Source organism: Microlunatus flavus, from assembly GCF_900110855.1.
Lineage (GTDB): Bacteria > Actinomycetota > Actinomycetes > Propionibacteriales > Propionibacteriaceae > Microlunatus > Microlunatus flavus.
On record NZ_FOFA01000004.1, the window covers coordinates 200,369 to 218,667 of the forward strand.

Below are 18,299 nucleotides of genomic sequence, written 5' to 3' on the forward strand. Positions count from 1 at the left end.
CGCAGAGCCTCACGGCTGGGCGGGACGTGCGCCGTTCGCGTTCCTGCGTCCACGCCCGTGGCCCGTGCCCCCGTGGCCCGTTCCCCAACACCCGCCGAGCGGTAGGTTGCCGCGTCTGAAACGCCCCGTGGAGCGCGGCAACCTACCCCTCGACGGGAACACGGCGTGCTCCCCCGGAGTCGGTGGAGCACGGCTCAGCCGGCGACGGCCTCGTCGTAGCGGCCCGCCTCCGGCACCGCTTCGTGCGGCGGGTGCGGCGGGGCCGGGTCGAGCCGGGCCTGCAGCCCAACTCCGAGCCGCTGCACGAGCGCGCGGGTCGCCTCCATCTGCGCCTCCCAGGCCGGACGCAGCATGTCGATGCGCCGCTCGAAGGGCTGCTCGGCCTCGAGCGCCCCGGCGAGCGAGGAGTCGAGGCCCTGCTCCCAGAGCTCGGCCATCGCCAGCGCGAGCTCCGACTGGACGGGGTAGAGCGCGATCTGCGGGCCACGGGGCGCCGCCATCCCGATCAGGTAGAGCCGGTCCAGCCCGGCGGGCACGACGCCGCCGCCGGTGCGCAGCGGCACGCCGTCGTCGGTCTGCACGAGGGCGTCGTACAGGAACGGCAGGGACGGGTGGAAGCCGGTGGCCCACAGGACCGTGTCGTACTCGCGGCTGGTGCCGTCGCTGAAGTGGACCGTACGGCCCTCGAACCGCTCGATGCCGGGCACCACGGTGATGCGTCCGTGCTGGATCCAGTAGAGGAGCAGGTCGTTGACGACGGGCGCGCCCTCGGCGAGCGTGCGGAAGGGCGGTTCCGGCAGGCCCGGGTAGTTCTCCCAGGTGCCCTTGCTGACCCGGATGAGCAGCCGGGTGAGCAGGTCCTGCTCCTCGAAGGTGAAGCCCTTGAGGAAGGACAGCTCCGAGCGCGGCACGCCGAAGAACGTCTTGGGCTGGAAGATGTGGCCCGAGCGGACGCAGATCGACACCTCGAGGCGGTGCTGCGCCGCGTCGGCGGCCAGGTCGCAGCCGGAGTTTCCGGAACCGACGACGAGGACGCGCGTGCCCTCGACGTCGGCGGTGCTGGTGTACGAGCCGGAGTGGACCTGGGTGCCGGTGAACTCACCGGGCACGGCGGGGACGCGCTGGTCGTGCAGGTGCCCGTTCGCGACGAACACCCCGTCGTACGTCCGCTCGCGCCCGTCGGACGTGGTCACCACCCAGCCCGCCGACCCCGTCGAGCCCGAGGTGGGCACCGGGACGACCGAGTCGACGCGCACGCCGAAGGTGATCCGGTCGCGCAGGCCGTGGGCGTCGGCGTACGCGCCGAGGTAGGCGTTCACCTGGTCGCGGGAGGGGAAGAGCGGGTAGTCCGCCGGCATCGGGAAGCCCGCGTAGCCGGTCACGTCGCGCGAGGTGATGAGGTGCAGGGCCTCGTAGTCGGTGTTCCAGTGCCCGCCGACGCGGTCGGTCGCCTCGAAGCAGTCGACCCGTCGACCGGCGGCGAGGAGCGTCTGCAGCGCGGCGAGGCCGGCGGCCCCGGCGCCGATGACGCAGTAGACGGGCGAGCCCTCGGGCATGGTGGGTGTTCCTTTCCGGTGCGGACGGGCCGACGGGCACAGCGGGGCCTCAGCGGATGAGGCTGCCGCCGCTGATCACGAGGGTCTCGCCGGTGACGTAGCTGCCGCCGCCGGCCAGCTGGACGACCCAGTGGGCGACCTCGGCGGGCTGCGCGACCCGGCGCAGCGGGATGGTCTGCGCCGCGCCCTCCATGCGGCCCGTCGCGGCGTTGCCGGGCGTGTCGACCCAGCCGGGCGCCACGGCGTTGACCGTGACGTCGTACGGCGCGAGCTCGACGGCGAGCGAGCGGGTCAGGGCGGAGACGGCGGCCTTGGACGCGCTGTAGACCAGCTGGCCCGGGGAGACGGCGAGCGCGTCGACGGAGGAGAAGTTGACGACGCCGCCCCCGCCGGCGGCCCGCAGCAGCGGGAGCGTCGCCCGGCAGACGTGGAGGATGCCGAGGACGTTGACGTCGAAGACCCGGCGGAACAGCGGGTCGGTGTAGTCGTCGAGCGTGCTGGGCGGGTAGATGCCGGCGGCGTTGACGACGACCCGGAGCGCGAGCCCGTCGGCGGCCGCGGTGACGGCGTCGGTCAGCGCCGCCTCGTCGGTGACGTCGGCGACGACCGGGACGAACCGCTCCCCCACCTCGGCCGCCGCCCGCTCCAGCGCGTCCGCGCTCGCGTCGAGGGCGAGGACCGTCCAGCCGTCCTCGGCGTAGCGGCGCGCGGTCGCCAGCCCCATGCCGCTGCCGGCGCCGGTCACCAGCGCCGCGTCCGTCGTCGACCCCTCGCTCACGGGTCCAGCCTGGTCGACGCCGCGCTGGAGGTGAAGGGGAATTCGGCGACCCCAGCCCAAGGACCGTCCTTGGGCGGCGTCAGCGCGTCCCGGCGAGCTCCGGCTCGCGGTGCTCCTCGAGCGTCGACGGCTCCTCCGGACGACGGCGGAACGGTGCGGCGAGCGCCGGCAGGACACCGCGGCGGTTGACGACGAGCGCCGCCGCCGCGAGCACGGCGTACACGGCGGTGAGGACCAGGCGCCCGTGGGTGCCGGGCACGACGAACTGCACCGCGAACAGCGCCAGCAGCGTCCAGGCCGTCCAGCGCGGGAAGCGCAGGGTCATCAGCACCGCGATCCCCATCAGCGTCTGGGCGATGGTCAGGCTGAACTCCTCGACCTGCCGCGCGTCGAGGTGCAGCGACGTCGAGCCGCCGCCGGCCAGGTACGCGACCGGCAGGCTGCCGACGAGCAGGGTCCACTGGTTGACCTTGGCCGAGATCAGCAGGCCCAGGGCCGCGCCGCCCTTGCCGCGCAGCGCGAAGATCACGGCCACGATCAGCTCCGGCGCCTCCGACGCCAGCGGCGCCAGCCACTGCACGAGCAGGAACTGGTCGATCCCGAGCGCCTGGCCGCTGGCGACGAGGGCCTCGGCGAAGGGTTCGGCGCTCAGGAGGATCACGCCGGCCGCCACGACGAACATCGAGATGACGACGACGCGACGGCTCCGGGTGGGCAGGACCCCGATGCGGGCGGCCGGCCCGACCAGATCGGGCTCCTCGTCGTCGCCGCCGGCGGCGACGCGGACGAGGTAGAAGACGAAGACGCCCAGCAGCACGAGCCCGAGCACCAGCGGGATCTGCCCGGAGGCGGGCACGACGAGGGCGAGCAGCGAGGCGAGCGCCAGGAAGCCGATCTCCACCCGGTACGCGGGGTCGAGCACGAGCGCGCGGACGCTGCGGCCCGTGCGCCGCCGGGCCACGGCGAGGGCGATGATCACCACGACCGACCACCCCACGCCGAGCAGCAGCCGGTTGGAGCCGGTCATGTTGGCCGCCGCGAACTGCACGTACTCGGGCCGCGAGCCCGCCGTGTAGGCGAAGTACAGGTCGACGGCGTACTCGGGCAGCACGGCGATGACCGCGAGCACGGCGATCGCGAGACCGCCGGAGATGTCGACCTCGGCCGCCTCGGCCGCCCAGGCGAGCACGAAGGAGGCCGCGACGACGCCGGCGCCGAAGAGCAGCAGCGCGAGCCCGGGGGCGAGCTCGACGTGCGTCAGCCGGACGACGACCGCCGGGGCGGCCACCGCCAGGCAGAGCAGGACGGGTCGGAGGGTGCGCAGCACGACGCCAGCCTGCCAACGTTTCGTCAGTCGCGCAAATGACGAAACGGAGGCTGGCCACCGACCTGCAGCGCCGTCGTGGCGCAGACGGGCCCGCGGACGGCGCAGGACGGGCAGAATGCTCGCGTGACCGCCGAGCCGACGGAGCAGCAGCTGGACGTCGCGGCCCGGACCTTCGCGCTGCTGGCCGCCCCCGTGCGCCTGCACCTGGTGACGCTGGCCGCCGCCGGCGAGCACGACGTGGGCACCCTGTCGGAGAAGGCCGGGGTGAGCATCGCGACCGCGAGCCAGCACCTGACCAAGCTCCGGCTGGCCGGCCTCGTCAGCGCTCGGCGCGACGGACGGCGGCAGATCTACACGGTCGACGACCCGCACGTGCTGACCCTGATCCACCAGATCTTCGACCACGTGGCGCCGGACGGCACTCTCGCGCCCGACCCGCCGTTCCCCCTGGGAGACCCCCGGGCGCGGGGCGACGCCTGACCTGCGCCCGGAGCTCCCGCCGCAAGCCCTGCCCGGAAGGGCTACGACCATCGTCCACTGCCGCGCCGAGCCCGCCGGGCTTAGCGTCGGCCCTGAGGAACGGCGTACGCCGAGGTGCGTCCTCCACGGCCGGCCGGCCGAACAGCATGAGGCGGGTCGCCTGCCGGCCTGCCGCCCCCGAAGAGAAGAGAGAGCCTGATGACCACCACCTCGCCCACCCCGACCCGCAGCGCCACCCGACCCGCGGGCGGGCTCGTCACGGCGCTCCGCGTCTTCGCCGCGCTGGCCGCGGTCGTCGTGCTCTGGCAGTTCGTGACGGCAGGGCAGCTCCTGCCCCGTGGCTCGGAGGGGGCGGAGACCGGCCACGCGGCCGGCGCCATCGTCCTGCACGTGGTCAGCGGGCTGGCCGCGATCGCCGCCGTCGTGCTGTGGCGCCAGGGCGTCGTGAGCCTCGGGCTGGCCGCGCTGGCTGCCGTCGTGTTCGCCTTCGGCTTCCTGCAGGCCGCGCTCGGCGGCTACGACTCGCTCTACGTCCACATCCCCGGCGCGATGCTGCTGACCACCGGCGTGGTCTGGCTGCTCGTCGCCGTGGTGCGCCTGCGGCGCGTCTGACGCGAACGGTCCGGGGCGCCCTCCACGGGCGCCCTGGACCGGGCTACTTCTTCTTCGCCCCGCCCGCGCCGTGCTCGATGACGCCCTCGGCCACCTCGCGCATCGACTTGCGCAGGTCCATCGCCGTCTTCTGGATCCAGCGGAACGCCTCGGGCTCGGTCAGCCCGAGGCCCGTCTGCAGCATCCCCTTGGCCCGGTCGACCGCCTTGCGCGACTCGAGCCGCTCGGTCAGGTCGCTGACCTCCGCCTCGACCGCGCTGATCTCCGCGAACCGCGCCTTGGCGATCTCGATCGCCGGGATCAGGTCGGCCTTGCCGAACGGCTTCACCACGTACGCCATCGCCCCGGCCGCCCGCGCGCGGTCGACCAGCTCGCGCTGGCTGAAGGCCGTGAGCATCACGACGGGCGCGATGCGGTCGGTCGCGATCTTCTCCGCCGCGCTGATGCCGTCGAGCTTGGGCATCTTGACGTCCATCACCACCAGGTCCGGCCGGAGCTCGGTGGTCAGCTCCACGGCGGCCTCGCCGTCGCCCGCCTGACCGACGACCTCGTAGCCCTCCTCCGTCAGCATCTCGACCAGGTCGAGGCGGATGAGCGCCTCGTCCTCGGCCACGACGACACGGGTGGGGGCGGTCTCCGACGCTGGAGTGTCTGCGCTTGTCACGGCGACACTCTAACGAGTCGTTTGTTACGGGCCCGAGGCTCGACCACCGCAGCCCTCCCGCGAGCAGGGCCCGCGCGGCCGGCCGTGTGGGACACTGGCCGACGCTCCCGCCCGTACGTGGTGGGTGGGGGCCGGGGTGGCGGAAAGGCATACGCGGACGGCTCAAACCCGTCTGTCCGAAAGGACTTGGGGGTTCGAATCCCCTCCCCGGCACCCGGTTCGTGCGTGGGTCGCCCTGCGTGCCGGGCTCGTACGGTCGCTCCCGCCCCCGCCCTCGCGATTCCCTGGCGCTGACGCACCTCCGCGGCGAGGCTCCGGCCTCAGGTGGACCGCGCCCCGTCCCGCCCTCGCCGCTGTGCTCCGCACGCTCCGCACGGCGGCAAACGCCCGACCCACCCGGACGGGGCGCCGTCCACCTGAGACCGGCACTTCGCTGCTCCCTCACCGGCACGCGGCACCGGCTTGTCCGGTCGCCCACCTTGGGTCCCTTCAGCCCCGCGCCGCACGGCCCGTCGGCCGCTTGCGTCGGCGCGTCGCACCCCTCGTCCCCCAGACTCCGATCGGGTTCGCGCTCGGTCTCGCGCAGAGCACCGGTGCGCCCGGGCCCCGCTCTCGGACCCCGCTCGCGTTCAGGCGGGGACGCGCAGGGAGGGGCGGGTCGGGTCGAAGAGGGTGATGTCGTGGGGCGTGCGGCCGTCGATCGTGAGGTCGGCGAGGATCTCGCCCATCACCGGCACGAACTTGAAGCCGTGGCCGGAGCAGACCGACGCCACGACGACCTGCGGGTGCTCGGGGAGCGGGCCGACGACGAAGTCGCGGTCGGGCGAGGTGGTGTAGAGGCAGGTCATCGCCTTGACCAGCGGGCCGGTGAGGTGCGGGAACAGCTGCCGCGCCCGTGCGCGGGTGGCTTCGGTCTCGACCTCGGTCGTGGTGCGGTCGACGGCGTCCGGGTCGGCCTGGGCGAAGGTGTTGAAGAAGGCGAGCTTGAGCCCGCCGGCGGGCCCGTCGACCATCGGGAAGCCGTAGATGTCGCGGTTGTGGTCGGTCTCCTCGATGTAGACCGGCAGGTCGCGCCAGTGCTCGTACGAAACCGTCGAGAAGTCCGGCGTGAACCAGCAGACGACCTGCCGCTCGACGCGCAGGGCCAGGCCGAGGTCGGTGAGCAGCCGCGGGGCCCAGGCGCCCGCGGCGACGACGAGCCGGTCGGCGCCGTACGTGCCCTGGTCGGTGGTGACCTCCACGCCGCCGCCGGGCGTCGCGCGCCAGGAACGGACGGGCTCGTCGTAGCGCAGCTCGGCGCCGTGCCGCGCGGCCAGGTCGAGGTTCGCGAGGATCGTCTCCTCCGGCCGGACGAAGCCGGCGTTCTCCTCGAACAGCCCGAGCGCGTGCTCGGCCGGGTCCATCGCCGGGAACCGTGCCCGAATCGCGTCGGCGTCGAGCACCTCGTGGGCCAGCCCGTACGCCTCGGCGGACCGCTTCGCCCCCGCGAAGATCTTCGAGTCCGGGTCGCCGACGTAGAGGCCGCCGCAGAGCGTGAGCAGGTCGCGCCCGCTGTCCTCCTGCAGCTGGTGCCAGCCCTCGTACGCGCGCCGCAGCAGCGGCACGTAGGCGGGCCCCTCGAAGTAGGACTGCCGCACGATCCGGGTCTCACCGTGCCCGGACCCCTGGTCGTGCGCGGGCCAGAAGCGCTCGAGGCCGAGGACGGAGAGGCCACGGGCGGCGAGCTGGTGGGCCGCGGCCGAGCCCATCGAGCCCAGCCCGGCGACGATGACGTCGGCGTGCCGGTCGGTCGTGGTCACGAGCGGCCTCCCTGCGCGGCCGCGACCAGCCGGGCCGCGAGCGGCGACGGCGGGGCCGCGCCCCAGGTGTCGGCGAGGGCGTAGCCCTGCGGGAACGGGTCGGTCGGGTCGACCCCGACCTGGCAGAGCTGGGTGATCCACGCCTGCCCGGCGACGCTGGGGACGACCGCGGGGACGCCGCCGACGGTGGTGAGCGACTCGATCCGGCTGTCGAACCGCGAGCCGATGATCGAGGTGTGGACGAAGTCCTCGCCGACCTCGACGAGGCCGCGGGCGTGCATGACGGCGAGCCGCGCGGAGGTGCCGGTGCCGCAGGGCGAGCGGTCGAGGCGCCCGGGGCTGACGACGACGGCGTTCGCGGCCGTCAGCACGCCGTCCGGCGTCCGCGAGAGCGGGCCGGTCCACTCGAAGTTCGTGATGCCCGGGAACTCGGGATGCTCGGGGTGCACGGCGCTCAGCTGCTCGGCCGCGGCGAGCTTGATCACCTCACCGACCACGCAGAGGTCGCGCCCCTCGTCCGGCGTGATGCCGAAGCCGAGCGTCGCCGCGTCGACGAGCACGTACGCCATCCCGCCCCAGGCCACGTCGACGGCGACGGTGCCGAGCCCGGCGACCTCGACGGGCGCGTCGAGGTGGTAGGTCAGCGCCGGCTGGTTGGTGAACCGGACGGAGGTGACCTTGCCGTCGGCGCAGGTGCACTCCACCCGGATGAGCCCGGCCGCCGACTCCAGGGTGAGGTGGGTGACCGGCTCGACCATGGGGAGCATCCCGGTCTCGAGCAGCGCGGTGGTCACGCAGATCGTGTTGCTGCCCGACATCACCGGGTACTCCGTCGACTCCGCGATCACGTAGCCGAGCTGCGCCTCGGGGTGGCGCGACGGCAGGACGAAGTCGGCGCTGTTGATCACGTTCCCGCGCGGCTCCTGCAGCAGCCGGAGCCGCAGCTCGTCGCGGTGCTCGGTGAGGTACGCCCGCTTGTCGAAGATCGTCTCGCCGGGGACGTCGCCGATCCCGCCGGTGACCACGCGGGCGTTCTCGCCCCCGCAGTGCACGTCGACCACGTTCAGCACCTGGCTCCAGCGCATCGCGACCTCTCCGCCGACCTCACGGCCGTGCCGTGTCCGTCCCGGGTCCGTCTCGCCCCCCGAGGCTCCGGACGCTACCGCGACGGTTCGGCCAGACTGCACCGGTGACCACGGCCGCTCCCCCCACCGCCCGCGGCCTGTCGACCCTCGTGCTGGGCCTCAGCCTGCTCGTCGTCGCGGCGAACCTGCGTCCCACCCTCACCGCGCTCGGCCCGGTGCTCGGACTCGTCGCGCAGGACACCGGCCTCAGCCCGTCGACGCTCGGCCTGCTGGGCTCGGTGCCTCTGCTGGCCTTCGCCGGGGTGTCGCCGTTCGTGCAGCTGCTCAGCCGCCGGTGGGGGCCCGACCACACGGTCTTCGCCGCGACGACGGTGATGCTGCTCGCGACGGTGGTGCGCTCGCTGCCGGGCCAGACGGTGACGCTGTGGGCGGGCACCATCGCGCTCGGTGCCGGCATCGCCGTGTGCAACGTGCTCGTCCCGGCCCTGGTCAAGCGCGACTTCCCGCGCGAGGTCCCCCTGATGACCGGCGCGTACACCGCGACGCTGAGCCTGTCCGCCGCCCTGGCGTCGGGCCTGGCCCTGCCCATCGGCGAGCGCGGCGGCTGGCGCGTCGGCATCGCGGTCTGGGGCGTGGTCGGGGTGCTGGCGCTGCTCGCCTGGCTGCCCCGGCTCCGGCGCCACGAGCGCGACGTGCCCGTCCCCGTCGCCGTGGTCCTGCCGAGGCCGGGCGAGGGCCGGACGGGCCGGGGCCGCTCGATGTGGCGCTCCCCGCTGGCCTGGCAGGTGACCGCCTTCATGGGGACGCAGGCGATCTTCTTCTACCTGCTCGTCACCTGGCTCCCGAGCATCGAGGTGGCCCGCGGCGTCGGCCCGGTGGCGGCGGGCTGGCACCTGTTCCTGTTCCAGGCGACGGGCATCGCCGGCGGCCTGCTCGTCTCGCTGGCCATGCGCGGGCGCCGCGACCACCGCCTCGCCGGCGTGGGCGTCAGCCTCGGGATGGCGATCTCGATGACCGGCCTGCTGCTGCTACCGGCGCTCGACCTGGGGTGGCTGGTCGTCGGCGGCCTGAGCAGCGGGGCGTCGCTCGTGGTGGCGCTCTCGCTGGTCGCCGAGCGCAGCCGCACCACGGCCGACGCCGCCCGGCTCTCCGGCATGGTGCAGAGCATCGGCTACCTGCTCGGGATCATCGGCCCGATCGGCGCCGGCGCGCTGTTCCAGGCGACCGGGACGTGGAGCGCGGTGCTGGTCGGCGTGGTGGTCGTCAACCTCGTCCAGCTCCTGGTGTCGCTGCTCGCGGGCCGCGACGCGTACGTGGAAGTCTGAGCCGCGTGACCCTTCCCCACCTCGACGAGGCGGCCGTCCTGGCGCTCGGCCCGGCGGCCGCGGCGGACGCCCTGGAGCAGGCGCTGCGCGACGGGCTCGACCCGGCGAAGGGCGTGCCGCGCTCGTTCGTCGACGTGCCCGCGGGCGAGCTGATCATCATGCCGGCGGCCGGTGCGCGCCACGTCGGCACCAAGCTCGTCGGCGTCGCGCCCCGCAACGCCGAGCGCGGGCTGCCGCGCATCGGCGCGGTCTACGTCCTCTTCGACGCGACGACGATGCAGCCGGTCGCGACCCTCGACGGCACCGCGCTGACCACGCTGCGCACGCCGGCCACGAGCGTCGTGGCGCTGCGGCCGTGGCTGCGCGCCCAGGACTCCCCCCGTGACGTCGTCGTCTTCGGCGCGGGACCGCAGGGCGTCGGGCACGTCGACGCGCTGGCCGCGGAGGTGCCGCTCGGCACGGTGACGTTCGTGGTCCGGCGCCCGGACGCGGTGACGCTCCCGACGACCGGCCCCGCGGCCGCAGCCGGGCTGCTCGCCTCCGACGACCCGCGCGTCGCCGAGGCGCTCGGCACGGCCGACGTCGTGGTGTGCGCGACGACGGCCCGGACGCCGGTGTTCGACCCCGGCCTCCTCGGCGCCGATCGCCCGGTGCTCGTCGCCGCGGTCGGGTCGCACGAGCCCGAGGCCGCCGAGGTCGACATCGCGTACACCCGCTCGGCGACGGTCGTCGTCGAGGACGTGGCGACGGCGCTGCGCGAGTGCGGCGACGTCGTCCAGGCCGTCGACGTCGGCGCGGTCTTCGAGCGCGACCTGGTGCCGCTCGCCGCGGTCGCGCGAGGCGAGGCGCCCGTCGGCAGCGGCCGGGTGCTGTTCAAGGGCAGCGGCATGGCCTGGCAGGACCTCGTCGTGGCCGAGGCGGTCCTGGACGCGTACCGCTGACGCGTTGCCCGCCTGCTGATTGTCTGACAACCTTGGTCCGAGCCCGCACGCATCCGCGTCGGTCCCGAGGTCGAGAATGGACGACATGAGCCTGACGAGCACCGCGAACGAGACCCTGGTCGAGCACGCCGACGCGGCGGCCACCGACGCGCAGCAGCCCGACGGCCAGCAGCCGACCGGCCCGCAGGACGCCGGGCCCGCCACCGGCGCGCAGGCCGACGGCCGCTCCAACGCCGAGGTCGGCGCCGACGACGCCTCGGTCGTCTTCCACTCGTGGTCCAAGCAGGGCGGGCTCAAGCCCCTCCCCCTGGCCGGCGGCCAGGGCACGACCGTCTGGGACCACGACGGCAACCGCTACCTCGACTTCTCCACCCAGCTCGTGTTCACGAACATGGGCCACCAGCACCCCAAGATCATCGCCGGGATCACCGAGCAGCTGGGCACGCTCGCGACCGTCGCCCCCGCGCACGGGAACGCCACCCGGGCCGAGGCCGCCCGGCTGATCCTGCAGCGCGCGCCCGAGGGCTTCGAGAAGGTCTTCTTCACCAACGGCGGCGCCGACGCCAACGAGAACGCCATCCGCATGGCGCGCCTCGTGACCGGCCGCACCAAGGTGCTGTCGCGCTACCGCTCGTACCACGGCAACACCGGCGCGGCGATCGTTGCGACGGGCGACTGGCGCCGCATCCCCAACGAGCACGCCACCGGCCACGTGCACTTCTTCGGCCCCTACCTCTACCGCAGCGAGTTCTGGGCCTCCACGCCCGAGGAGGAGTGCGCCCGCGCGCTGCACCACCTCGAGCGCACCGTGCAGGCGGAGGGGCCGGAGAGCATCGCGGCGATCCTGCTCGAGTCCGTGCCCGGCACCGCCGGGATCATGGTGCCCCCGCCCGGCTACCTGTCGGGCGTCCGCGCGATCTGCGACCGCTACGACATCAAGCTGATCCTCGACGAGGTGATGGCGGGCTTCGGGCGTACGGGTGAGTGGTTCGCGTTCGACGCTCACGACGTCCGCCCCGACCTGATCACCTTCGCCAAGGGCGTCAACTCCGGCTACGTCCCGGTCGGCGGCGTGATCATCTCCTCCGACATCGCCCACGCCTTCGACGACCGGGTCTTCCCGGGCGGCCTCACCTACTCCGGCCACCCGCTCGCCGCGGCGAGCATCGTCGCGACCCAGCGGGCGATGGCCGAGGAGGGCGCGGTCGAGAACGCGAGGCGCATCGGCGCCGACGTGCTCGGCCCGGCCCTGGTCGAGCTCGGCGCCAAGCACGACGTCATCGGCGAGGTCCGCGGCACCGGCGTGTTCTGGGCGCTGGAGCTCGTCGCCGACCCGGAGACCCGCGAGCCGCTCCCGACGCCGACGGTCGCCGCCCTCAAGTCCGACCTCATCAGCCGCGGCCTGCTGCCCTTCGCCACGGACAACCGCATCCACGTCGTCCCGCCGATCAACGTCACCGACGACGAGGTCGCCCGCGCCCTCGCGATCTACGACGAGGCCTTCACGGCCTTCCGCCCCTGACGCACCTGTCCCACCCGGCGCTCACCTCGGACCTCAGGAGTTTCACGTTCACGTGAAGCTCCGGTACTTCACCCAGCAGATCTGCTGGGTGAAGTCGAGGTCTTTCACGTGAACGTGAAAAACCGGTGACTCGAGCTGGTCGGCGTTAGCCGGCGCCGACGACGGCGGGCGGTTCGGCGGAGACCTCGGGCTTGGGCCAGCCGGCCCCGGCGCGGGCGCCCTCGGCGGCCGCGTCGAGGAGGTGCCGCGGGGCGAGGGCGTCGCCGACGAGCACGATCTTCAGGCCCGGCCGCTCGCGGCGGAGCAGGTCGCTGAGCCGGTCGGCGGAGCGGCGTACGCCAGCCAGCACGACCAGGTCGACCCGGCCGGCGGGGCGAGCGAGGTCGGACTCGAGGTCGAGCAGCGACCACGACGTGCCGTCGTGGGTCGGCACGACGGTGTCGATGAGCTCGATCCCCTTCTGCTTGAGCCGGCGGCGCACCCACCAGACCTGGGTGTCGTCGACCTCGGCGGCGACGGAGGCCAGGCTCGTGGCGATGCGGACGGTCCAGCCCGCCTCCTCCAGCGCCTCGGCCGCGGTCGGCGCGACGAACCCGCCCTCGTCGTCGACGACGAGGGCCACCTGGCCCGGCCCGTCGGGCAGCGGTGTCTTGGCGACGACCGTGTCAGCGTCGACGACCGCCGTCGGCGCCCCGTCGACCCAGTCGGGCCAGCGCGGCACCGAACCCGTGGCCACGACGACGGCGTCGGGGTCGAGCGCGAGGACGTCCGCGGCGCTCGGGTCGACGCCGAGCCGGACGTCGACGCCGGTCTCGGCGAGCCGGCGCTCGAGCCAGCGCAGGTAGAGGTCCCAGCGCTCACGACCCTTGCGGGTCCCGGCCAGCGCGGCGCGGCCGCCGATGCGGTCGCCGCGCTCGATCAGGGTGACCCGGCGGCCCCGCTCGGCGGCCCGGTACGCGGCCTCGGCGCCGGCGACGCCGCCGCCCAGCACCACCAGCCGCGGCTCCGGCAGGTCGTCCGCGGGCCGGGCGGGCACGTCGTCCACCTCCGGCTCCCGGATGCCCGGGTTGACCGAGCACCACATGGGCCGGCCCTGGTAGAGCCGTCCGATGCAGCCCTCGTTGAGGCTGATGCACGGCCGCGGGTCGCCCCCGGTCGCGGAGGTCACCGGCAGGCGCGGGTCGGCGATCAGCGCGCGGGTCATGGCCACGAGGTCGACGCCGTTCTCGACCAGGGCACGCTCGGCGGTGTCGGCGTCGAGGATCCGCCCGGCCACCACGACCGGCACGCCGGTCTCGCGGCGCATCCGTCCGGCGTGCGCGCCGTTGACGTTCTCGTGCACGGCGTCGCCGGGCACGAACACCGCGCTGCTCCGCATCGAGTAGCCGGTTCCCCCGGAGATGCTGAGCAGGTCGACCGCGCCACCGGCGGTGAGCGCCTGGGCGACCTCGACCAGGTCGTCGTCGGTCATGCCGGTGCCCTCGGGCAGCCCGTGGTACGCCGACATCCGGAACCCGACCACGAACTCCTCCGACGTCCAGGCGCGCACGGACGCCAGCACCTCGCGGCCGAAGCGCAGCCGGTTCTCGACGCTGCCGCCGTAGCGGTCGGTGCGGTCGTTGACGTTCGGGTCGTAGAACTGCTCGATCAGGTGGCCGCCGTGCGACGTCACCTCCGCCCCGTCCCAGCCGAGCTCCTGCAGCCGACGGGCCGCGTGCCCGAAGCGGTCGACGAGCACGCCGATCTCGGCCTCGGTGAGCACGGCCGGGACCTCCCGGTGCACGCCCTCGGGCAGGTCGGACGCCGCCTTCAGCGCCACGCCGGAGTAGAACGAGTTGCCCCGGCGGCCCATGTGCGTCATCTGCGACATGATCAGCGCGCCGTGCTCGTGGACGCGGTCGGCGAGCTGGCGCAGCAGGTCGTCGTTGCGCGGGTCCCACAGCGAGATCGAGCCGTACGAGGCCGCGCTCTCCGGGTCGACCGAGGCGGACCCGAAGGTCATCACGAGCCCGACGCCGCCCGCTGCCTTGCGCACGTGGTAGTCGACCTCGGCCTGGGTCAGCAGGCCGTCGTGGCCCCAGCCGGTCGAGTGCGGGGTCGAGGTGATCCGGTTGCGGACCGTGCGCCGGCCGAGCCGGACCGGGGAGAAGAGGGTCGGCCAGCGCGTCGCGCCGGGCGAGGTGGCGATCAGGTCGTGCACGGTCATGTCGGACCTTCCGGACGCGGCGGGCGCGCGGTCGATCGGCGCGGCACGCCGAACTCTAGATGTGATCACATATCAGAAGCAAGCCTCTCGGAGTACGCTCTCTCCCATGACCGCCCTGGCGCCGCTCGGCGAGCCCTCGCTGCTCACGGACCGCGTCTACGGAGCGATCCGCGAGGCGATCCGCAGCGGCGAGATCGGCGCCGGCGAGCGGCTGCGCCTGCGTGACCTGGCCACCAAGCTGGGCACCAGCCCGATGCCGGTGCGCGAGGCCATCGGCCGCCTGGAGCAGAACGGCCTCGTGGTCCGCGTCCCCCACCGCGGTGCCGTGGTCGCGGACCTCACCCCGGCGGAGCTGAGCCACGTCTACACGACCCGGCTGCTGCTCGAGGTCGAGGCGACCCGCCTGGGCTGCGCGGGTGTGACCGCCACCGACGTGCGGAGGATGCGGGCGGCGTACGACGGCATGCGCGCGGCGGTCGGTGCCGGTCGCGTCGGCGAGGCCCTGGACCGCGACGAGGAGCTGCTCACCGTCCTCTACGCGGCCGGCGGCAACCCCGTCCTGCTCGGCCTGGTGCAGGACCTGTGGCAGCGCTGCCGCGCGTTCAAGCTGCTCGGCGCGGACGGGGCCGGCTCGGCCGGGCCCGACGAGGGCGCGTGGGCGACGCAGCGGCGGCTGCTGGAGGCTGTCGAGTCCAGCGACGCGGAGGCCGCCGTGGCGGTCACCCGCGAGTCGCTCGAGTCGGCGCAGCAGCGGATCCGAGCCCTGCTCGACGAGGGCGCCCCCTCCGCCGGCTGACCGCCCGCCGAACCTCCCGCGCACCGACGTCAGCTCACGACGCGCGCGGGCCTGTCGTGCGCGACCAAAGTCGGCGTGCTGCTCTGGACTGCTTCGATCGCCGCAGGTTACGGTCGCTCGTAACGCAGGTCACACCCGCCGCCCCGGTCGCCAGCACACCGGGTCGGGCGTGCGCCCCCCGGTGCTGGACGGCTCAGCGCTCAGCAGAGCGCGGACATCGACATGGAGGTCGAGTTGTACGAGCACAGCGGCGAGAAGTACTTCGTGGTGGACGCGCACATCGCGCTCTGGGACGCCCGTCCGGAGAACCAGCGGAACATCCACGGCAAGCAGTTCATCGACTGCTTCTACGACTACCACCGCAACCTCAGCCCGGCGTCGGAGCTGTGGAGCTACGAGCAGTACCTCTACTACGCCGACCGGCTGATGAAGGACCTGTTCACCGACGGCTACGTCGACCACGCGATCTTCCAGCCGGCCTACCTCGGCGAGTTCTACCATCGCGGCTTCGGGCAGACCGAGGAGGCGTGGGCCCTGACCCAGCAGCACCCGGACCAGCTCACGTACAACCACTGCTACGACCCGCGCAACGGCGAGGCCGGCCTCGACCAGCTCCGGCTGGACGCGGAGCGCTTCGGCCTCAAGGGCATCAAGCTCTACACCGCGGAGTGGCACGGCGAGTCGCGCGGCTACAAGCTGACCGACCCCTGGTCGCGCCGCTATCTCGAGCTCTGCCAGGAGCTCGGCATCAAGAATATCCACGTCCACAAGGGCCCGACCATCCGCCCGCTCGACCGCGACGCCTTCGACGTCGCCGACATCGACGGGGTCGCCAGCGACTACACAGACCTCAACTTCGTCGTCGAGCACGTCGGCCTGCCGCGGCTCGAGGACTTCTGCTGGATCGCGACGCAGGAGCCCAACGTGTACGGCGGCCTGGCCGTCGCGATCCCCTTCATGCACACCCGCCCGCGCTACTTCGCGCAGATCATGGGTGAGCTCCTCTACTGGATCGGCGAGGACCGCATCCTCTTCTCCAGCGACTACGCGCTGTGGACGCCGAAATGGCTCGTCGAGCAGTTCGTGGAGTTCCAGATCCCCGAGGACATGCAGCCCGAGTACTCCCCGATCACCACCGCCCAGCGCAAGAAGATCCTCGGCCTCAACGCCGCTGCCCTGTACGACATCCCGGTGCCCGAGGAGCTGCAGATCAGGGCCGCCCCGGACGAGGTGCCTGTCGCCTCCGAGGCGCCGGACCTGCGCGTGCCGGTCGCGTGACCGCGGTCGACTCCCCGCTCACCCCGTCGTCCCACCCGCGTGCGGGCCGTGCCCCCGGCCCGCACGACGGGGTGGTCGCCGACGCCGTGCGGGCGGCGCTCGGGACCGTCATGGACCCCGAGCTCGACGAGCCGATCACCGACCTGGGCTTCGTGTCCGAACAGCGGATCGACGAGGTCGGCGACGGCCGGGTGGACGTCGAGGTGCACCTGCGGCTCCCGACGTCCTTCTGCGCGCCGAACTTCGCCTACCTGATGGCGGCCGACGCGCAGGACGCGCTCGGCCGGATCGACGCGGTCCGCGAGATCGCGATCTTCCTCGACGACCACCACGACTCGACGAAGATCAACTCCGGGCTCGCAGCAGGCGGCGGCTACCGGGGCACGTTCGCGCACGAGGCCGACGACAGCCTCGACGAGCTCCGGATGATCTTCCGCCGCAAGGCGCACACGGCCGCGATGGAGCGGTCGTGCTCGGCCTTGATCAGGGCGGGCGCGCGTACGGTCGAGGACCTGCACAGCCTGAGGGTCGGCGACCTGCCGAAGGACGCGTCGACCGACGCGCTGCTGCGACGGCGCCTCGACCTGGGCTTCTCGAACGCACCCGAGGCCCTGGTCATGGTCGACGACCGCGGGGCGCCGATCCCCGAGGACCAGGTGCCGCTGCGGCTGCGCTTCGCGCGCACCACGCGCATCTCGATCGACGGCAACGCGCACTTCTGCCGCGGCCTCCTGCGCACCCGCTACCCGGGTTCGGGGGACGACCAGACCGCCCGGGCCGACGACCCCGACCTGACCCTCCGCGACTCCCACCCCACGACCCCCGAGAGCGAGCGATGATGCGCGCCGTCCAGGTGACCGGCTACCACGACAAGCTGCAGATGAGCGAGGTCCCCGACCCGACGCCGAGCGGTCCGCTCGACGTCGTCGTCAAGATCGGCGGCGCCGGCGTCTGCCGCACCGACCTGCACATCCTCGAGGGCCAGTGGGCCGAGAAGTCGCAGGTGCAGCTGCCGTACACGATCGGCCACGAGAACGCCGGCTGGGTGCACGCGGTCGGCGATGCCGTCACCAACGTGGCGGTCGGCGACCCGGTGATCCTGCACCCGCTGGTGACCTGCGGGCTGTGCCGCGCGTGCCGGTTCGGCGACGACGTGCACTGCGAGAACAGCCGGTTCCCGGGCATCGACACGGACGGCGGGTACGCCGACTACCTCCTCACGAACGCCCGCAGCGTGGTCAAACTCGACCCGAGCCTGGAGCCGGCCGCCGTCGCGGCGCTGGCCGACGCCGGGCTGACGGCGTACCACGCTGCGGCCAAGGCGGCTCGGGCGCTGCACCCCGGCGACTTCTGCGTCATGATCGGCGCCGGCGGCCTCGGCCACATCGGCGTGCAGGTCATGAGGGCGATCTCGGCCGCGACGCTCGTCGTCGTCGACCGCAACCCGGACGCCCTCGCGCTGGCGGCCGAGATCGGCGCCGACCAGACCGTCCTCGCCGACGGTGACCACGTGGAGAAGGTTCTCGAGATCACTGGCGGCAAGGGTGCCGAAGCGGTGATCGACTTCGTCGGCGAAGGCGGCGCGACGGCGGAGGGCGTGGCGATGCTGCGGCGCGCCGGGAACTACTACGTGGTCGGCTACGGCGAGAACATCAGCGTTCCCACGATCGACATCGTGTCGACGGAGATCAACATCATCGGCAACCTGGTCGGCTCCTACAACGACCTCGTCGAGCTGATGGCGCTCGCCGCCCGGGGGAAGGTGAAGCTCCACACGAGCACGTACGCGCTGGACGACTTCCAGACCGCCATCGACGACCTCGACCACGGACGCGTCCGCGGGCGGGCGATCTTGATTCCCTGACCGCGCCCGTTCCTGGACGACCCGCACCGGCCCCCACCGACCCCCACCGACCCCCACCGAGCCCCA

General features: G+C 73.4%; 16 protein-coding genes and 1 tRNA gene. 10 read left to right on the forward strand and 7 right to left on the reverse strand.

Annotated elements, in window-relative coordinates:
* Nucleotides 1-194: 194 nt before the first annotated feature.
* From BMY04_RS11680 to BMY04_RS11690, 3 genes are all read right to left on the reverse strand, one after another.
* Complete coding sequence (locus BMY04_RS11680) at nt 195-1,556, reverse strand: flavin-containing monooxygenase (protein WP_091180172.1); 1,362 nt, start codon at nt 1,554-1,556, stop codon at nt 195-197.
* A gap of 49 nt (nt 1,557-1,605) precedes the next feature.
* The gene (locus tag BMY04_RS11685; RefSeq protein WP_232506304.1) at nt 1,606-2,334 is read right to left on the reverse strand and encodes an SDR family NAD(P)-dependent oxidoreductase; all 729 of its coding nucleotides are present in this window, start codon (nt 2,332-2,334) and stop codon (nt 1,606-1,608) included.
* Nucleotides 2,335-2,413: 79 nt separating this feature from the next.
* Nucleotides 2,414-3,661, reverse strand: coding sequence for a sodium/calcium exchanger protein (locus BMY04_RS11690; protein WP_091180176.1), 1,248 nt, complete (start codon nt 3,659-3,661; stop codon nt 2,414-2,416).
* Between the two features lie 123 nt (nt 3,662-3,784).
* Between BMY04_RS11690 and BMY04_RS11695 the strand changes: the two genes are divergently transcribed.
* Complete coding sequence (locus BMY04_RS11695; protein ID WP_198410103.1) at nt 3,785-4,141, forward strand: ArsR/SmtB family transcription factor; 357 nt, start codon at nt 3,785-3,787, stop codon at nt 4,139-4,141.
* 198 nt (nt 4,142-4,339) lie between these two features.
* The gene (locus BMY04_RS11700) at nt 4,340-4,753 is read left to right on the forward strand and encodes a hypothetical protein (protein ID WP_091180183.1); all 414 of its coding nucleotides are present in this window, start codon (nt 4,340-4,342) and stop codon (nt 4,751-4,753) included.
* Between the two features lie 43 nt (nt 4,754-4,796).
* Here the strand turns inward: BMY04_RS11700 and BMY04_RS11705 are convergent, their stop codons facing one another.
* Nucleotides 4,797-5,417 (reverse strand): ANTAR domain-containing response regulator, encoded by a 621-nt coding sequence (locus tag BMY04_RS11705; protein WP_091180186.1) that lies wholly within the window; start codon nt 5,415-5,417, stop codon nt 4,797-4,799.
* Between the two features lie 130 nt (nt 5,418-5,547).
* On the opposite strand from BMY04_RS11705, the gene BMY04_RS11710 reads away from it, so the two are divergent.
* Nucleotides 5,548-5,630: transfer RNA gene (locus BMY04_RS11710), tRNA-Leu, on the forward strand.
* A 416-nt stretch (nt 5,631-6,046) separates the two neighbouring features.
* On the opposite strand, the gene solA is transcribed toward BMY04_RS11710, so the two are convergent.
* Together solA and BMY04_RS11720 are read right to left on the reverse strand one after the other, a co-directional pair.
* Complete coding sequence (solA, locus tag BMY04_RS11715; RefSeq protein ID WP_232506305.1) at nt 6,047-7,216, reverse strand: N-methyl-L-tryptophan oxidase; 1,170 nt, start codon at nt 7,214-7,216, stop codon at nt 6,047-6,049.
* Nucleotides 7,213-8,301, reverse strand: coding sequence for a proline racemase family protein (locus BMY04_RS11720; protein ID WP_091180188.1), 1,089 nt, complete (start codon nt 8,299-8,301; stop codon nt 7,213-7,215). The genes solA and BMY04_RS11720 overlap by 4 nt, the downstream gene beginning before the upstream one ends.
* Nucleotides 8,302-8,405: 104 nt before the next feature.
* Between BMY04_RS11720 and BMY04_RS11725 the strand changes: the two genes are divergently transcribed.
* From BMY04_RS11725 to BMY04_RS11735, 3 genes are all read left to right on the forward strand, one after another.
* Nucleotides 8,406-9,626 (forward strand): MFS transporter, encoded by a 1,221-nt coding sequence (locus tag BMY04_RS11725; protein WP_170854096.1) that lies wholly within the window; start codon nt 8,406-8,408, stop codon nt 9,624-9,626.
* Nucleotides 9,627-9,631: 5 nt separating this feature from the next.
* The gene (locus tag BMY04_RS11730; RefSeq protein WP_091180193.1) at nt 9,632-10,567 is read left to right on the forward strand and encodes an ornithine cyclodeaminase family protein; all 936 of its coding nucleotides are present in this window, start codon (nt 9,632-9,634) and stop codon (nt 10,565-10,567) included.
* An 85-nt stretch (nt 10,568-10,652) separates the two neighbouring features.
* The gene (locus BMY04_RS11735; protein WP_091180729.1) at nt 10,653-12,089 is read left to right on the forward strand and encodes an aspartate aminotransferase family protein; all 1,437 of its coding nucleotides are present in this window, start codon (nt 10,653-10,655) and stop codon (nt 12,087-12,089) included.
* Nucleotides 12,090-12,234: 145 nt separating this feature from the next.
* Here BMY04_RS11735 and BMY04_RS11740 read toward each other — a convergent pair whose 3' ends face one another.
* Nucleotides 12,235-14,295: an FAD-dependent oxidoreductase gene (locus BMY04_RS11740; protein ID WP_091180196.1), complete on the reverse strand. Its 2,061-nt coding sequence runs from the start codon at nt 14,293-14,295 to the stop codon at nt 12,235-12,237.
* 106 nt (nt 14,296-14,401) lie between these two features.
* Between BMY04_RS11740 and BMY04_RS11745 the strand changes: the two genes are divergently transcribed.
* The 4 genes from BMY04_RS11745 (at nt 14,402) to BMY04_RS11760 (ending at nt 18,233) form a co-directional block, all read left to right on the forward strand.
* Entirely contained in the window at nt 14,402-15,091 is a 690-nt protein-coding gene (locus tag BMY04_RS11745; protein WP_091180199.1) for a GntR family transcriptional regulator, read from the forward strand.
* 222 nt (nt 15,092-15,313) lie between these two features.
* Entirely contained in the window at nt 15,314-16,369 is a 1,056-nt protein-coding gene (locus BMY04_RS11750; protein WP_198410104.1) for an amidohydrolase family protein, read from the forward strand.
* Entirely contained in the window at nt 16,366-17,208 is an 843-nt protein-coding gene (locus BMY04_RS11755; protein WP_198410105.1) for an iron-sulfur cluster assembly protein, read from the forward strand. Before BMY04_RS11750 ends, BMY04_RS11755 begins: the two co-directional genes overlap by 4 nt.
* Complete coding sequence (locus BMY04_RS11760; protein ID WP_232506307.1) at nt 17,205-18,233, forward strand: NAD(P)-dependent alcohol dehydrogenase; 1,029 nt, start codon at nt 17,205-17,207, stop codon at nt 18,231-18,233. Before BMY04_RS11755 ends, BMY04_RS11760 begins: the two co-directional genes overlap by 4 nt.
* The last annotated feature ends 66 nt before the right edge of the window (nt 18,234-18,299 follow it).